At 33.3% G+C, this 18,633-nt stretch carries 11 protein-coding genes; 9 read left to right on the forward strand and 2 right to left on the reverse strand.

Going from position 1 to position 18,633, the window contains the following annotated elements:
* Positions 1-18 precede the first annotated feature (18 nt).
* The 4 genes from D1606_RS01030 to D1606_RS01045 all read left to right on the forward strand — a co-directional run bounded on the left by D1606_RS01030 (position 19) and on the right by D1606_RS01045 (position 6,939).
* Positions 19-792 (forward strand): hypothetical protein, encoded by a 774-nt coding sequence (locus tag D1606_RS01030; protein ID WP_119414162.1) that lies wholly within the window; start codon positions 19-21, stop codon positions 790-792.
* Positions 793-1,084: 292 nt separating this feature from the next.
* Positions 1,085-2,989 (forward strand): hypothetical protein, encoded by a 1,905-nt coding sequence (locus D1606_RS01035; RefSeq protein ID WP_119414163.1) that lies wholly within the window; start codon positions 1,085-1,087, stop codon positions 2,987-2,989.
* Between the two features lie 981 nt (positions 2,990-3,970).
* The gene (locus D1606_RS01040) at positions 3,971-6,475 is read left to right on the forward strand and encodes an Ig-like domain-containing domain (protein ID WP_119414164.1); all 2,505 of its coding nucleotides are present in this window, start codon (positions 3,971-3,973) and stop codon (positions 6,473-6,475) included.
* Entirely contained in the window at positions 6,472-6,939 is a 468-nt protein-coding gene (locus tag D1606_RS01045; protein ID WP_119414165.1) for a hypothetical protein, read from the forward strand. The genes D1606_RS01040 and D1606_RS01045 overlap by 4 nt, the downstream gene beginning before the upstream one ends.
* 439 nt (positions 6,940-7,378) lie before the next feature.
* On the opposite strand, the gene D1606_RS01050 is transcribed toward D1606_RS01045, so the two are convergent.
* Positions 7,379-8,812, reverse strand: coding sequence for a S8 family peptidase (locus D1606_RS01050; protein WP_119414166.1), 1,434 nt, complete (start codon positions 8,810-8,812; stop codon positions 7,379-7,381).
* 341 nt (positions 8,813-9,153) lie between these two features.
* Between D1606_RS01050 and D1606_RS01055 the strand changes: the two genes are divergently transcribed.
* Both D1606_RS01055 and D1606_RS01060 read left to right on the forward strand, forming a co-directional pair.
* Positions 9,154-11,979, forward strand: a complete 2,826-nt coding sequence (locus tag D1606_RS01055) for a transglutaminase domain-containing protein (protein WP_119414167.1) — start codon at positions 9,154-9,156, stop codon at positions 11,977-11,979.
* Positions 11,980-12,206: 227 nt separating this feature from the next.
* A complete protein-coding gene (locus D1606_RS01060; protein WP_119414168.1) occupies positions 12,207-12,752 on the forward strand; it encodes a hypothetical protein in 546 nt (181 codons plus the stop codon).
* A 241-nt stretch (positions 12,753-12,993) separates the two neighbouring features.
* On the opposite strand, the gene D1606_RS01065 is transcribed toward D1606_RS01060, so the two are convergent.
* The gene (locus tag D1606_RS01065; RefSeq protein ID WP_147414447.1) at positions 12,994-15,813 is read right to left on the reverse strand and encodes a toxin-antitoxin system YwqK family antitoxin; all 2,820 of its coding nucleotides are present in this window, start codon (positions 15,811-15,813) and stop codon (positions 12,994-12,996) included.
* Between the two features lie 339 nt (positions 15,814-16,152).
* Here D1606_RS01065 and D1606_RS01070 point away from each other — a divergent pair, with 339 nt between their 5' ends.
* From D1606_RS01070 to D1606_RS01080, 3 genes are all read left to right on the forward strand, one after another.
* A complete protein-coding gene (locus D1606_RS01070) occupies positions 16,153-16,644 on the forward strand; it encodes a hypothetical protein (protein ID WP_119414170.1) in 492 nt (163 codons plus the stop codon).
* 53 nt (positions 16,645-16,697) lie between these two features.
* A complete protein-coding gene (locus D1606_RS01075) occupies positions 16,698-17,453 on the forward strand; it encodes a flagellin (protein WP_119414171.1) in 756 nt (251 codons plus the stop codon).
* Between the two features lie 282 nt (positions 17,454-17,735).
* Entirely contained in the window at positions 17,736-18,122 is a 387-nt protein-coding gene (locus tag D1606_RS01080; RefSeq protein ID WP_119414172.1) for a flagellin, read from the forward strand.
* Positions 18,123-18,633 lie beyond the last annotated feature (511 nt).

The following is an 18,633-nucleotide window of genomic DNA, read 5'->3' on the forward strand; positions in this document are numbered from 1 at the left end:
TTATTAGGAGGAATTTAAATGGTAACCGTAAAAGAACAGCAAGATGTAATGAAAGACAAGCGTGTACAAGAAATCTTACAAGGGTTAACAAAAGGAGAAACGCGAGATGATTTAGCAGAGCAGTTCGGTCATGCAAATTACAAAACACTCGACATCTACATGAGAAGAAAAGGTTTTGAATGGGATAGTGAGCATCAAAACTATCGCTTTGCTACAACACCAAAGAAAACAGCACTTGTTCCTACAGCTAACGTAGAAGTAGCGACTGTCGACACAAGTAAAGCCTATCGCATTGTGCAACTCATTGAGCAACAAGAAGACCTAGATTTAGAGAAGATTGCACAGTTGATGAAATTTGATGATTACAAACAATTAGCTGCTTACATGAAAAATCACAATTTTGTCTGGTCACAAGAAGTAGGAAACTATGTAAAAGATGCTAAAATTGAAAAGAAAGTAGATAGTGAAGAATTGTCGGTACTGTCGACACAAACAGGTGAAAGTTTTGAAGGGTTTGCACAGTACGAACCATTACTAAAAATGTTGAAGAAGAATGAATTTAAGTTACTTGAACTTCTACAGCCGTACAATGTAAATGGTCAGATTCCACGCTACACGATAAAAGGTGGCGTAGCTAAAACAAAAACGGTACAGATGGTACATTCCTTAGACCAGATGGTAGTAGAGTTTGCGACAGAACATAATATGACACAACGCGATTTGTTTGAAGTAGCACTCATTGATTTCTTCAAGAAGTACGGCTATGAGAAGCAAGTAGAGAAATTGTTTTAGGAAGGAAGAGTCTCATAAGGCTCTTTTTTTTTGCATTCAATGCTAATTTTTTGTACGTGTAAAGACGGTTATCACCACAAAAACACATGAGTTTCTTCTATTATAATGTAAGCAACATTTTTCTATAGATTTTCTGTTATTGATTCCGTATTGAACATCTATTTACTGCAACATTGCACTTTGATTATGTATTGAACAACAATTGGTGCATGGGTGAATTGTTGGTATCATTGAATTTTAATCATGTAGAATTTTTGGTTTAAAATCTGCGATTAACCCTAATGGTGTAGAGGTGTCTTTTCCGGCTTTAAAAGCTGACAAGGAGGATGCTAACGTTGAAGTTATCGATAACAAAGGTAACAAAGTAGCAACAGTAGCAACACTTTTAGCTGAAGGTGCTACATCAGCTGAATTCCAATTCGAAAAACCATTTGCTTCAGATTACAAATTTGAAGGCGTTTGGAAAGTTGATGGCAAAGAATTTAACTTCGATTTAGTAAACCAACTTAAAGATATCCTTGATACAGCAGAAGCTGGTAACCAAATTAAATTCCAAGCAGCATTAGATGCAGCAGGTGTTACTTACGCTGATGAAGCTAAAATTGCTGATTACTTATCAGCAGTAGCAGACGCAGAAAAAACTCCTGAAAAAATCGCTGATGTGCAAGCTTTAATCAACAAAGTTGATGAAGAAAAAACAGTAGCAGCAGAAAAAACAGCAGCAGTTAAAGCAGTAGTATCTGCAAAAACACAAGCAGCTCTATTAAAAGCTCTACAAAATAACTTCAAATTAGTAAATCCTGATTGGATTGTTACTTATGAAGCTGATGTAAAAGATTTAGATTTAGATGCTGATGATGTAACAGATGCTGAATTTGCTAAGATTCAAAAAACAATCGATGATGCAAACATCAAAGAAATTACAAAAGCTGCACAAGTAGCACCATTTGCTGATCCTACAAATACAGATTTAAAAGCAAAAACAGCAGCAGAACAAAAAGTTGTAACTGCTCTAATTGAAAAATGGCATGATGAAGATGACGCAGAAGATAAAAGCGATAAAGTAAAAGCAAACGCTTTAAAAGCTTCAAAATTAGCAGAAGCTGAATTTGCAATTACAGATGCAAAAACACCAACAGCACTTTACAATGCACTTGTTGCATATGTAAAAGCAGTTGACGATGAATCAGTAATTAAAGCGGATGAAGTAAAAGTTGCTAATAAACAAGGTTATTGGAATGTGCTTGAAGATTCAACTACTCGTGCAACTTTATTAACAGATATTCAAAAAGGTAATGCTGATATTAAAGATACTATTATCAATCCTGGAGATGAAAATGCTGAAAATTTAGCAACGACAGCAGCATTAGATAAACTGAATAAAGTTACAACTTCTACAACAAATGCTCAAGTAGTTGAATATTTAAAAGCTGTACAAGCTTTAACTGAAGATTCTACAAAAGTAGTAGATGCTAACGCAGAAGCATATAAAGCAGCCGTAGTAGAAGCTTTAACACCTACAGGTGACCCAGCAGCTGTTACACCATTAACAAAAGAAACAACAAATCAATTAGTTGCAGATGTTAACAATACAGAAGCAGCAAAAGCTTTCGCTGATGAATACAAAGCTATTCTAACAAAAACAACAGTTACAGCAGAAGATTTAAAAGCAGCTGTAGCAGCAAACGCAGCATATACAAAACTTGATACAGATGTTAAGACTGCATATGAAGCTTTAGTATCAGATTCAAGTAACACACTAAAAGCAACAGCAGACCAGTTAACAGATGCTCAAGCAGCATTCTATACTGCATATGCTGCTTTAACTAAAGAAGCAGACGTAGTTAAAGCAATTGATGAATTAGATAATAAATTCTTTGCTAAATTAACAGATGCTCAAAAATTAGAAGTAGCAGCACTTGTCCAAGAAGATGCTACAGTAAATAGTTTTGAAACATTATCTACAGCAGTAACAACTCAAACTTCATTCTATAAAGAAGTTTTAAATTCAATTAATGGTGCTGAGAAATTAGCAGATTTACAAGGAATCCTTTATACTTCTGGAGCAGTAACCGATATTGGTGAAGCAGTTGGTGCAACAGCTACTAATTACAAATTAGTTGCAGATGCTATTTTCTCTGGTAAACCAGCAGCAGGTTACACTACTCTTGCTGAAATTACAGCTCAATACAAATAATCAACTCATCCTCCTTTAATGATGGACGGAATGATTAAAAAAACGTAAGTTTTCCCCGACTTTCATTTGAGAGTCGGGTTTTTCTTTTATTGCTGTATTAAACTGAAAGATAAATAGATATTATAATTATGATGAACATCATAAGCCCTAATTCCATTCATGGAGTGGTAGTGCCCCCTTAAAGTTAAAGTTATTCTATTTAGGAGAATTCCTGTTAGAAAGATTTTCAGGGGGGTGAAAAAATAAAAGCCCTCTAGTATGATATCGCTCTTTTAGCATCAACATTAGTCGTAAAAGGCAAAGGTGGTAAGATCAGAGAGATACCCTTACGACAAGATGTATGCCAATTGAATAACTGTATCAAAAAGGTGAACGAGCGAAGACACGCTTTTATGAAAGTGAATACCAATTGGTTAGTCAAAGGGAAAAAAGATGCATCGAGATGCCATTCGGGATTGGCTAGAGAAGGTCTCAAAGGATTTGTTACAAACAGCATCCATAATTATTTTGTGATACATTCTGCACGATGTTGCTTAGTAACTGTACTAAATGTTTCAGTTCGATATAGGGTGGAAAATTGTCTGTCGTCACTAATTACAAAGGGTCTATAGTACATTACCATTTTATAGACTTTTCGACTACATAAATTAGATATATATATCCAAAATATTGTAATTTACACACAGAAAATATACAATTAAATATGTATAATTATTACATAAACACCAAAGGAGTGATTTGATGAACATTTTTAAATTTTCTGTACTAGTGTTTTGACTATAACTTTTTTAATCAAGATACAACAGTCTCAGTAGCAGACCAGACAGCTTATACTCTTTTATCTAAATAGTTTTACTTATTAAAAATGTTTAGTGCTATTATTATTCTCATAATTTACTGATTTAGAGTTATGTATAATTCTACCTACGAATGTCAGTAAATATTAAACTGTTTTTTATAATTTAAAAAGGAGAAAAGAAAATGTATAGAAAGTTTATAATGGTATTTTCGTTCTTATTGGCATTTCTTCTGCCTTTTAGTAGCTCATTTACATATGCTGCTCAGTCAGGTAGTACAACAAGCGTAGCATGGACACAGCTTGAAACAAAGACAACAACCGATGTGAATAAAGAGTGGTCCATTAAGTTTTCATTAAATTTAGATCCGACTAGTGTGGATAAGAATAATGTTTATGTGAAAGATTCAAATGGGAATTTAGTAGAAACAAAGCTTAGCGTCGCAAATGATATCGTGAAAATCATCCCAACTACAAGTTATCAAGTAGGAAAAAAATATTCGGTATATATAGGCCCAGATATCCAATCAACTAAGGGGAAAATATTGAAAACCAATGTTAAATTTGATTTTACAGTAGAATCAGGTACCATTGGTGAAATGGGAACTCCGGTTATTTATCCTTCTAATACTGTTCCAGTAGACTATTCAGAAGATGGATTTCGTCTTGTTGTTCCACTACCAGTAACAACATCAGAGTTAGCTAATTACGATGAATCAACAAATCAATCATCTGTTAAATTGTATTCTTTAAATGATGCTACTCAGCAATGGGAAGAAGTAGGATCATTGTTTGACAGTGGGAATTTACAAAAAGATAGTGATGAAATTAGCGGTGATGGTTATTATTCTATTAACTTATTAGATAAGATTGATACGAGTAGCCCTGAAAATCTTAAATTAAAGGTAGTAGCACAGCTAAAGAATGGCAATAACCTTACGGCCACTACTTCATTGGTAACTGTTCAAACATCTAATGGAGAAAACGTAGAAAAAATTATAGATGTGTCTAATGATATTGAGCAGCAAGTTAATGCATACTCTACTTCAAATAGTAATGTATCAGTTGCTGATGTGAATAAAGTTGTACAAAAAGATCTTGCTTCACAAGAAAATGTAGTATCTGTTAAAAAAGAGTCAGATGGTTTACTAGAGGTTACTTATGATACAGGTTTAAAAAGTTTAATTCAAATTGTAGGGGAAGAGGATCCAGAAGCAGGTGTTCGTTCTATTTCTACAGGAAGTGATAGCCGAGAAGTAAGCATACTTAATGAATCCTCAACACTAGGACAAGCTCGGGAAGAACGTTCTAAAAGTGCAGGCGTTCCTCTTGAACAACAAACAAGAGGAGATAAGGTAGATATTGTCCTACCAACACAACCAACTTCAACTGTAGAAAGTTCTTCTATAGGATCATCAAACGATATTACTTCACGAAATGTCCTATTATGGGCTCCGTTTAGCAATGAATTTCATCCTTGGAATGAAGAAGATAAATTATATTCTATTTTTAATAAATCTCCATTGGGATTTAATATAGATAAACGAGAAGGGCAAGAAGCTGATATTGAATCATTAAAAAATCTTACCAACTATGGTTTTGTGTTGCTTAGTACACATGGTTCAGGCGGAAAATGGGTGTTAACTGGCGAACAAGCTACAGATTATTCTAAATATGAAGTAGAACAAATATTAGGTGAATTAATGGTTACTCAGCATATCGTAGTTACATCCCATAACGGTGTAAAGGTAAAAGCGCCCGTTTATGCAGTCAATCAAAAATGGTTTGATCATAACTTAAAAGGTACATTTGATAAAACTATTTTTATTAACTCGTCATGTGAAAGTACTATGACAGATAATCTTTGGAATGTATTTAAAGAAAAAAATGCCGGTGCTTACTATGGGTTTAGTAAAAGTGTAACAAGTAAGTTTGCCTATCAAAAATCTATAGAAATAGTAGATAATTTAGTAAACAAAGGAAAAACAACTGGAACATCCTATACAAAGAATGAATCAGATCCGTATTCATCAGATAAAGCAACTATTGAATTAAAGGGAAATACTAGTCTTGCATTTGCTTCTAACTCAGAAGAGAATACCAATCTTCTAAATGGTGATTTTGAACAAATGAATGCAACTACACAAGGACCTACGAATTGGCAAGTTTCTGGAGACGGTCGAGTGATTAGTGGGCTAGGAAGTAATAAATTTGTATCCCCAACAAATGGTAAAAATATGGCGATTATCTCAACTGGATTAGGTTATACAACAGAATTAGGACAAATACAACAAACGTTTTATTTAAGTCCAAATAGTACTACTTTATCTTTTGATTGGAATTACTTATCAGAGGAATTCCTTGAATATATTGATTCAGGATTCGATGATCCATTTTATGTTACATTATCAACAAAAGATGGAATGGAAGAGCAAGTTCTTAGTCTAACTATCGATGATTTGGCAAGCCAATTTGGTGCGGATGAGATAGATGGGGGTCAATTAATTTCTGTTTCTCCAACCATTCAATTCGACCGAGGTGATGTATGGATGACCAATTGGCAAAAGCATCAATATAAGATTCCAGATGAATTTAAAGGAAAAATAGTAACATTAAAATTTACGACTCAAGATGCGCAAGATACTATTTATGATACAGCAGTTTTAATTGACAATATTAAAATTCAATGAAAAAGCTAGTTTTAGGTTTGATAGCAATTGCTTTATTAGCTAGTTGTAGCAAACAGGCTCAGCGTAATGTGGAAGGTGATCAATTGAATTTCTTACTCAATGTCCAACCCAACAAAGGTATCAATTATAATCAAGTGGAACAAAAGGAAATAGAAAAAGTTCTTCGCAAATGCGTAGAAAATACGCAAGAAAGAATGCGTCTACTTTATTTTTCCGAAGATTTATCCGAAGATTTAAAATCAGAAAAAGCAATTTCAATTGCTTACAATGAGTCGAAAACAATTCAATCAAAACAATTGGGTGCTATAGAGGTTGATCGAGTTATTCTTTTCTTGAGTGGACGATTACAAGCAGACGATTCTGGTTTATACATTCCGATAGTTACTGTACATGATGGAGATGTTTCTGTTTGGTATTTCCAAGGGGTAGATGAAGTTCAATCGTTGTTATCCTTGCTAAAATAATTTCTTGTGTACTCTGCTGAATATTTTTGAATATGTGTTATTAAAAGCTTTGTAGGGATATAGTCTCTACAAAGCTTTTTTGGTATTTTCAGTTTCAAAAGTTTGTATTTATCTTAACAAGCTGGTTTGAGGACCAGTCCTGAAAATAATTCAGAAAGTAGACTATAGCTTTAGTCTTCGCTCTCTCCAGAGGTTGTGGACTTTTACTTAATTTGAATGTTAGTACACTTATTGGTAAGAAACCAAATAATTGAAGAGTAGAATCTATAGGGGCTTACGCCTTTTTGATTTTTACGGAGAAAGAACTGCATCTATTCTGTCGAAGCTAGAGCAGGGCAGCTTTTACATATCATTGAGTTTTAAAACAAGTGCCTGTTATTGATATAGAGATAGAATAGGGTTGTCCAAACTTATTTGACAGCCCTAATTGCATATAAGTTTAAGGTTGAGTTGTAAATGGCATTCTTACTTCTTCTTGATTCTTTTTACCACTTTTTGAAATAAGACCACTTCCTATAATTATCACGTATTTTTTATCTAAAGTATACCCATTGCTAGGTGGATAAACGATAATGTTTTGAGGATTGCTCTTATCTAGTTCAACAGGTGTTTGAATAACATTTCCATACGAGTCTACGACACTAATCTTAGATGAATCGAATAAGTTTGCATCGAGTGAAAGAGACATTTTAATCGTCCATTTTTTATCGGTTGTTGTATTTACCTTTTCGGGAAGATATTTTACATTCTGAAGAGAATCTACAGTTTTACTCAATGCTTTTGCTACATCTATTTTTCCAAAGCCAATTTCATAGTGACTTTCACCTGTTAAGGCTTGAGAAGATGAAGTGAGTATATGTTCGATTTGCGCTACATTTAGTTGCGTATTCACGGACTTAACTAATCCATATGCTTTGGTAACGAAAGGAGTCGCCATACTAGTTCCAGACATATATTGGTACGTATCTCCAATCCAACTGCTCCAAATGTTTTCTCCTGGAGCTACAAAATCAAGGTTTGCACCATATTGAGAAAAAGGAGCTCTTTTTTCAAATTTAGAATAGGCGCCTATAGCCAAAACTTCAGGATATCGTGCAGGGTAATCTAAGGTATTCGTACTATCATTACCAGAAGCGGCAATAATCATGATGCCGTGATCAACAGCTTTATCAATTGCTTCCTTCATAATGGGAATATCGTCTTTTATACCAAAACTCATATTCATCGCATCCACATCTTGATCAATTGCATAATAAATTCCCTTTACAACAGAGTAGACATCGCCTTGGCCATTTGCGTCAAGCACCTTCACAGGAACAATCTTTAATTGGGGTGTATTTTGAACGATAATCCCTGAAACATGTGTGCCATGTCCATGATCATCTTCGAAACTTTTATTATGTATTGCATCAAAGCCATTCTTGATGGAAAACCTTAGAAGCGGATGATTTGTATCGATTCCCGTATCCAATACAGCTATATCTATAGTAGAATGTGCATCATAGTTAGATGGAAAGTTCATCGATGCAAACCCCCAGTTATTTGTAGAAAGAGTCTTAAAGAGGAAATTATGATTCATAACAGGTGTAATTGGAACTGGCATGCTTACATCTGAATTTTGAGTGATGGCTTTTACACGTTTATCTGAAAAGAGCTTATGTAGAATTTCTTTTGTCACATGATTTAATTCAATCTTATATATTTTTTCTCCTGAGATTTTTTCAATTACTTTAATTGGATAATCACGGCTTAGTTCAGAAATATGTGATGTTTCTATTATATAGTCTTGTGCTTTTGTCGAGGCAGAGGCTTGCATAAAGCCATTCGAAAAAAGAACACAAAGTACAATAAATAATGCTGTAAGATATTTCATGGAGTTATACACCTGTCTTTCTCATAAATCGTATTTTATTTAGTTGTATAACTTGATTTTATAACGAGGCTAGTTTTCAAACAATAGTTATTGTCGTAAAACAAGTGCAGGAAACACAACAATAATTGAATAGGTATTTATGCGTTATTTAGTACATAGTCGGGTTTTTATATACAATAAAAATATTTTTACTTTATAAAGAAAATATATATAATTTTTTCATTATAAAGTAATTTAATAGGTATAAGTATTTAAAGCTGGTGTATAATTGTAAGCGTAAAAGATTAATATATAAAAATAAAATAGTTTTAAAGTAACTATTTAGTGAAAGGATCAGAGCTATGAAGTATAAAACTTTAATGGGACTAAGTGCATTTGCATTAACATCATTTATTTTTAGCACAGGAGCTTCTGCGCAGACAACAGATGATACCACAAAAAAAATTATACAAGCCTCATCCAAAATAGGTGATGTGAAAAAAGCAACTTTCACATCGATGACGACTACAGAAGCAAATAAGCAGTTGAAGAAAGTAAAAACTTTGAGTTATTTACCAGTAGTGTCATCAAAAAAAGAATTAACAGAGGTATTAATCCAAAAAATGCTTCAATTCGATTCAAACATACAAATAGAATATAATGGAAAACTGACGATGGATGAAATTAAAGAAGCACTTCACGCAGCAAACCAAAATGACTATGTAAATGGGACACGTTCATACGGCCAATATGGATATAGTATGAAATCAGGTAAGTTCATTGTGACAGTGACGATGAGCTATAATCATACGAAAGCACAGGAAGAAGAGCTTACAACGGCTGTCAAAAAAATTGTAGCAGATATTATTAAGCCAAATATGACAGATGTAGAAAAAGTGAAAGCAGTTAATGATTATGTTGTAACACATACAGATTATTCAAAAACAGGAACTAAAACGTCACCACATTCTCCTTATACCATTATCAAAGAAGGAAAGGGTGTTTGCCAGGCATACGCATTATTAACGTATCGTCTTCTACAGGAAGCAGGCATTGAAAATCGCTATGTGACAGGCTACGCTACGGAATCTCATGCATGGAATCTCGTGAAATTAGATGGTCAATGGTATCACTTAGATACAACTTGGAACGATGTGAATTTCAGCAACTTGAAAACATCAGGTGAACCTTACTTCAAAGATTATGTGTATTATAAGTATTTTTTAATTTCAGATGCATCGATTAGTGCCAATCATACAATTGATGAAGGATATCCAGAAAGAGCTAAAACAGATTATATTCCAGGTATTGCTTTGTCAGAGCCTGCTGTATTAAATACATCTGAAAATCCAACAGGGTCAAAATATTTACTTGATGTACCAATTTATAAAGATGGCACTTGGTTTATTACAGACAAGAATAGACGCATTTTAGAATTAGCAAATGGGACACAGACATATATTACGGATAGTGCTGCATATGGAATGACTTATTTCAATGGAAAACTATATTACGTCAAGTCAAATCTATACTTATATTCTTATGATCTTTCAACAGGTGAGACAACCAACTTATCGAAAACATCTGTAAACAATATTCGAGTTATTAACGATGTCTTAACAGCCACCTATAAAGGAAAAGTCGTCTATACGGAAAAAAATGATGAAACAACCACGTATACACCTGTAGCTACAAAAGAATTAATAGCTAAAAAAATGTTGTTATTGTCTCAATACATGGATTTATTGTCTAATGATGAGAAAACTATCCCTATGACCGCTTACCATAAAGCTACAGATATTTACGATAAAGCAAATCCTTCTTCGAGCGAATTGTCAAAAGCGATAAAACTATTAGATCAGCAATTAACACTTAATACAACTAATGAGGTAGATACAACTGTATTAAAAACAGCCTATACACGTATTCAAGCTTATTTGAATGAAAGATCAAAGGGTTTAAGTGAAGATTTAAAAAAAGCATTGTCAAATGCAGAAGAGATTTTAGCGTCTAATCAAAATCTAAGTCAATACAAAGTTGAAACAGCATTAGAAGATTTATTAGATACTTACAATACGACAGAATACAAAGACAATTTAGAAAAATTGCAAGAGCTTCAACATGAGGTACACTTTTATTCAACTTTTATTGATCCAAAAGATATAGAAGCTTATGAAGCGTATAGTGATTTAGCGAATGATATTGAAAAATCACTTAAAATAAACACTGCATCTACAACAGGCAATCAGAAATTTATCGAACGTTTAGATACATTGAAGAAAAAGTACTTTGAAGATGCAAATACGAAAGCAGTGTTAAAATATTATTTGGATATGGCTAGGACATCAATGACATTAGTAGCAGATAAACGTTTCAATGATATTGTCGAAACAACTAAAGAAGCAGATGCTTTAGTTGCTAATGAATCTGCTACAGAGGATGAAATTGCAACAATGATTCACCGTCTGAAACGAGTTATTTTAAATGCAGAGTCTACTATTGATAAAACAGAATTATTTGAACTGATAGATCAAGCTGAGGCAAAAGGTAACTTAGAGGATTTGGTGGATCGTGCAGAACAAGTAGCTAATGACAAAAAAGCGGATAAAACAACAATTCAACAAATGATTGATGAGTTAAAAGCTGCCCTTGAAGAAGTCAACACAAGTATCCCACAGGAAGAACAAAAGAAACTAAATCAAAGTGTAGTAGAAATATATACATGTCATTACCCAGACTTTAAATTTTTAGTGCAAAAGTTGATGGACCAATTAAGTAAATATACAGAGACACAAAAACAACAATTGCCGGAAGAAACCTTAAATAAAGTGACTGAAGTTCAACAGCGTTATACAAAAATGACAAATTTTGAACAAACTCTTAAACCGAAGCAAGCTTGGACAGAAGCAACGAAGACAACGAAAAATGCTTTGAAACCATGGACAGTTTCTTTATCAGCATCGGTCGCTAATACAGTAGCAAATAAAAAAGCAATTAAAGTATATAACATGTTCGGTGAGGAGCTTGAAGTCAAAGTTACTTTAGACGGCAAAAAAGTAACGATTACACCACAGCAACAATATGAACCAGAAATGCTGTATACGTTATTGATTAGCAAAGAGTTAACGAGTCAAAGTGGCAAAAAGCTGAAAAATGATATTTATGTAAAATTTACATTTAATAATTAAAGTTTCAGATGCCAGACACTCAAATAATTCAGACGATAGTCTACAGATTAAGTCCTTAATCTCTTCGGAGGTTAAGAGCTTTTGAAGAATTTCAGTCTAGCATTGCGTATGGCTGTTTATACGTGCTTTACGATGGTTTTAACAAAGTGTCGGTGTGATCCTTCATTTTTTCATGTTTTACATAGAACAGATGGATAATTTTACAATATTAGAAGGCGGTAAATTAAATGAAGAAATTTAGAAAAGTATTAGCTTTATTAACAGCATTTATTCTAGTTATTAGCGTTATGAGCTCCTTAAATGCACATGCTAAAACATCAAGTTTTAAGCGAGCAGCAGATAAAAATCATCAAGAATATGAATATACAACGCTAAGTATTGTCGAACCTTATTATGCTAAAGAATTCAAGGCAGTTTCTTGGAAATTATTAGTTCAATCTGCTATTGCAGCTACATTTGAATCTCAAACTTCAAAAGGATATTATGATTCATGGGTGACAGGAGGGAATATGGAGGATTTAGCGTTAAAATTCCCCTTAAAAAAGAATGTAAAATGGAAAGCTGCAGGAGAACAACGTCGAATTGTTTCTACTAAAACAACTGTAAAAACAAAATACAAAACATTTAAAAATGCAGTGAAGGTTCAAATAGGAAAATCATCAGAAAAAAATTATCAATACTTCGTTCCTAATTATGGTATGGTTAAAGACGTTAAAAACGGGAAAACTATTGAACAATTAATAAGAGTAGGCAAACAAAGACATTTTGAATAGAGTTTAGGTTTCAGGGATTTTGCAAAATTCAGCGACCTGAAATAGCCTAATAATAGAAGATATATATGAAAAAGCCGAAATAAAGAAAATCCGAACACATGTGAAATTTTAAATAAAATTTCACATGATAGTTCGGATTTTTTATTAGCCAAAACTCCTTTGTCACAGGTTCTTTGAAGCTAGATTAAATTATTGCGTTTAAGGCTGTCTTCCTTAAATCCTTTAGATGATTGACCTTGTATTAATTCAAAGTCACAACAATTCCATTCGTACCAATATCTGCCTTGTTGTTTGCTTCATCTACTATTTGATAATCGTTGGATGATAATGTTATACCATTTGCTAAGTCAGTTATTGTTAATTCCTTATTAATGGTTAGTGTTACTTCATTGCTTGAATAAGCTGTTTTGGATATGGAGGCAACTGTGCCTGTTGCTTCTATACCGCCAATGTTTACTTTGTAAGTTGTATCATTATTGACCTTTACGGATTCGTTGAATGTTAATACAATCGTTGTTGAACCAGGGGTTGCAGGATTCGTTGAATCGGCTGCAGTTGCCTGTGTAATATTTGAGATTTTTGCAGATATTAAAGTTGGTTTTACATTTTCATTGAATAATTTAATGGTTGAGAAATCATCCATCGTATTGCCATTTTGCGCTTTGATGCCTTTTATTTTTACAGTACGGTTTCCGGAATAGTTGTTTGAACCAGGTACTAGTTTTACGGTAGCCACACCGTTTGCATTTAGAGTGACAGAGTCAATGATTGCACCTGCTACGAAGTAGTTGTTTTTGTCTACAATAGTAGAATTATCAAATGCTATTTCTGTCCCAAAGTCAACCGTAAATGTATCATTGTCAATTACTTTTACTTGGTCGTCTGTCAATGAAGGCTTTGAGTTATCTTTGTCTTCATCGCGAGTAAATGTGAAGGCAGATTTTTTTGCAGCATTTTTGTTATTGGCTACGTCAGCAAAGATATTTTCAACTAAGTCTAGTGTATAAGTCGTACCTTTTTCTAATGCTTTATCTTCAAACTTCACTTTTGATAATGGAATTGTATATTGAGTTGAAGAACCTGATACTGGTGTTAAATCTGAAGCTGCAAATTTAATATTACCAGTAGTTGTGACATAGTTTTTAACAGCTATTGCTGGTAAAGTGATGGTTCCAGAAGCAATGAGTGATGTTTCTTCACTTGTTGTAAGGACTAACACTTGTTTGTCATTCTGATCCATAGAAACAGTTGAAGTTACAGTTGGTTTAACCGTGTCAGCAACAAAATTAAGAACTTGACTGAATGCTTTTCCTACTTCACCGGATAGGTCTGAGTATGATTGATCAGGTATTGTCATCGTAACTAAACCAGATACAGCAGAATTTAGTTCTACAATGTATTTTGTTTTATCATTTTTGTCTTTAGTTACAGATTTGATAGAAGAATTAGCTCCAGATAAAGTTAAATCTGTTTTATCAAACTCTTGAACTTCTTCAGAGAATTGAATCTCAAATTTTTTGGCATTAATAGGAGTTACACTAGTTACTTCAGGGGCTACACCGTCTTTTTCGCCTTTTTGGATAGAAACAGAGAAAGGCGTTTCTAGTATATTAGCACCGAAATCTGTTAAACCAGTGAATGATACTACCACGTCTTTTCCAGTTGAAACAGTAGAAGGTAACACAACTTTAATAGAAGATCCTTCAACGGTTATGTTCTCGCTAGGTACTTGAATAGATGTACCATCTGCATATTTTAAAACGACGAAACCTTTATCGTTAATAGGTTCAGAGAAGTTAAAGGCAAAGGTAGTAGCATTTTCTTTTGTAAAGTTTACATAAGTCGGTGCAACTTTATCCTCGGCTTTAATAATCTGAGAATCTGCAGTGAATTTTTCGTTTGTAGTTGTTTTAACTTGATCTGTAACTTCTACCACGTAAGAACCAGAGAAAGTGGATCCTGATTCAGCAGTGATGATTAATGATTTTTTATCTTCTGATAGCTCAGCGGTTAAACCTGTTGAAGCTACAGAACCTACTTTTGTAATATTAATATTTTTTAATGTATTTTCTTCACCGATAATAGTTGAAGCATCTACAGAACGATTAAAGGTGATTTTGATTTGTTTGGCGTTTAAAGATTCAACGGATTTTACTTTTGGATCAACAACTTGTCCATTTTCAAATGCTTTTTCAACCCCATTATCTAAATATGTATCATTAGCTAGAGTTGCATTGAAATAGTATTTATCATCAAAAAATGCTAGTCCAACATTCAGTACGCCATCTTTATAAAATTGATCTTTATAAAGCCCCGTTTCAACAACTTTTTTCCCTTTTACATAATATGCATTTTCATAAGTCCCTGTCTCAACTTTTTTAACCCCATTGACATAGTATGCTCCAGCATAAGTCCCTGTTTCTACTTTTTTAACCCCATTGACATAGTATGCATCAGCGTAAGTCCCTGTTTTTACTTTTTTAACGCCATTGACATAGTATGCTCCAGCGTAAGTCCCAGTTGTGACTTTGTAAACACCTTTTACATAGTACGACCCTTTATATGTGCCAGTTTTCTTAACCCCAGTCTTGTAATATTTTTTCTTGTAGATACCTGTGAATGCTTTACCATTTTTATACAAAATTCCATTGTAAGACTTGTATCCTTTAATGATTTGGTTAGTCTGAGCATCTACGAGAATCCCTTTTTCAGTGATTGTGTAAGTTGTTTTTGCAAAAGCATTTTCTCCTGAACCAATTACTGAAGAAGTTAGAACGGATGCGCCCACTATCAAAGCAGTAGCAGTTTTGGTAATTTTATCATGTGACATAGATAATCTCCTCTCTTTATAAGATGTGATTAATCCTGCTTTAACTAGCAGTAGGCCCCAATCTCCTGTATTAAAAATATAAGAAGATAGAGGGGATGAACTGCCCAAAAAGCCTGATTGGTTTAACTGATCATCAATAGGAAATCCGAAATGTCTTGTTGTAACGTTGTTATTAATAAATCCTATATGTCTGACAATCCCTACAGATTGAAGTTTTACTTTATTAATCACATCTGTTCTAATTATCTACTATAGATACTTAATTTTCCACATATTTATGATAAATGATTTAAAAATTAAGATTTAGCGTCAGGTACTAAAGCAGTGAATTGTATAAGTCGTTATAGAACGAACCCGTCCTTTCAATAATTTAACTTTCCATACCCAAACCAAGAAAAACTGAGTAAATACTCCCGCGATTAGCGATAGATTACTAGGTTTTATGAAGTAAATCATTCTCTTATAGGTACCAAGAACTGAAGTAAATCAAAATTATACAATCAAAGGAAAAAAAGTAATATAAAAAAGTTTTACACTATTCTAATATAGAAATAGAGGGGGTTGAAAGTAATGAAAAAATACTCAAAAATTATTGCAATAATTGCTTTCATAACTGCAGTAATTTCAGGTATTGGATTATCGCATCAAAATACTGCAAAAGCTGACACTGAATATAATCCCAATCAAACCTATAAAACGCACTTTAAAAAAGGTAACGAGGAAAACGAAACGATTGTTACAACTTCTAACAACCAACAAATTAAGCTCATCTTTAAAAAAGGCAAAATATATTCAACTAAATATATTATTGAGAATTCTTGGGACTATTCTTTAGTTAAAAATATATCGATCAAATTAGAAAAAAATAAGACCCTACAGATAAAAAATGGTAAATTTTATTCCAAGGGTAAATTGTATACTGGGAATATTCAAACGAAGAAGACTCTAGTTAAACCAATATCAGGAAAGGCTTATTTTTATATGAAAGGCAAAATCCATAAAGGTAAACTTCAAAGTGGGACTTTCTATATGTTGGATAGAGGCTCTATTTGGCCTGGCTAATTTAAACAAGGTACTTACAGGAAAATAAAAATAACTAAATCAGGTGACTAGACGTGCAAATACGTTTTAACAAGGGTCAATTTACCCTAAATCGTTATGTACAAACAAATAGCGAAATAAATAAAACACTAAAAAAATTATCATCAGGATATCGCATTAATGATGCAGCAGACGATGCAGCAGGACTTAGCATTAGTGAAAAGATGCGTGCACAGATTAATGGATTAAACCAAGCATCTGAAAATATTCAAGATGGGATTTCACTGATTAATGTAGCAGATGGTGGACTAGGACAGATTCAAAGCCCCAATTTAGTACGGATGCGTGAACTAATTATTCAGGCAGCAAATGATACAAATACAATAGAAGATCGTCAAAAAATTCAACAAGAGATAGATCAGATTAAACAGGGGATTAATGACATTGCCGAAAGTAGTGAATTTAATACGATACCAGTTTTAACACCAACCGATTTAAAGCCTGTTCCAAATGCGACTCCAAAATTTGACATAATTTTTTTGATAGATGATTCTGGCAGTATGGGACAAAGTATAAAAATGGTGAAAGCTGGTTTATCAACATTTTCTGAAAAAATGAAAACATGGGGAGATGTTGCCTTTGGAAGTACGAGTGTAGCGACACCTTTCACAAATGGTACAAGGGATTTAAATTTAACATCAGATATAAAAGTTTTAGAAAATCATTTAGAAAATGTTCATCAAGCTACAGGAGGAACAACACAAACAGAGAAGATTTTGAGTAATTTATTAGATAGTACATCAGCATTAGGTGGACGACCAGATGCATAAAAAGTATATGTAATTGTTACAGACACTAATACAGAAGATACAGCATCAGATTTAAATAATACGGACTTAAAAAGTAAAGTAGATGCGCAAAATGCTCAAGTATATACTATTGGAGTAGGGGGATATAGAAACGAAAATTACTTTCAAAATGCATATGGTGAGTATTCAACAGAGGTCTTTGTCGCAAATTCAGCAAGTGAAATTTCTGAGCATCTAACACCCAATTTAGCAGATGAAATTGCAAATAACTCCGGAAATTCTCAACGATTACAAAAGGATTTAGTGATCCAAACAGGAGCAAACTCCGGACAAACAATCACGATTCCACTCTTTGATAACCGTTCAGAAGCAATTGGGATTAATTCTATTAATGTTGTGGATTCTTATGATAATACAATGGAAGCGCTAAATCGTGTAGACATTGCAACAGGTATTATTTCTGAACGCCGTGGTATATATGGAGCTTTGTATAATCGTTTAGAACATGCGGATAACAATGTTCAAAATGCGGCTGAATTATTGACTAAAGCAGAGTCTTCGTTACGAGATGCAGATATTGCAAAAGAGGTAACAAAATTAAATAAAGACCAAATTCTTCTTCAATCTTCACAATCTATGATGGCACAGATTAATCAGATGAGCCAAGGAGTTTTACAATTATTAAAATAATCAATTAGTAAGCTAAAAAGGGGGTGGGACAAAACCCACCTCTGAAATGAAAAAGCTGTAGAAAATTTTACTCGTAGTAAAATTTTCTCTGGCTTTAATTATTTTTTAACTTTACAATATTTAGAAAAATCATTCCTGAAATTGAACGAGAAAGTGAAGAACAGTTATCACTAGGAGAACTCGCTCAAATAGTTCAAAAAGTAGAAGATATCGTTACTGATTATGACCAAAAAATTGAACCTTCATCAGATGGTACGGAAAGAAAAATGTTAAGGAATGAGCGAAAATATCCAAAGCAGTTGAATGATTATTGAAGAAAGTGGAATTTGAGATATTTCAAATTCCACTTTCTTATGATTTGAAGATAGTTATGTCCCAGTCCCTTTGTTTATGATTAATTTTGTGAAATTGAATATCCATTTATTAATCCTCTAGATAAGGGGAATTATCCACTCCCGATGCCCATTAATCCGCTCGATTAGGAGAAATACTCGATTCAAAACAAATTGTA

The sequence above is a fragment of the Rummeliibacillus sp. POC4 genome (genome assembly GCF_003576525.1).
GTDB lineage: Bacteria > Bacillota > Bacilli > Bacillales_A > Planococcaceae > Rummeliibacillus.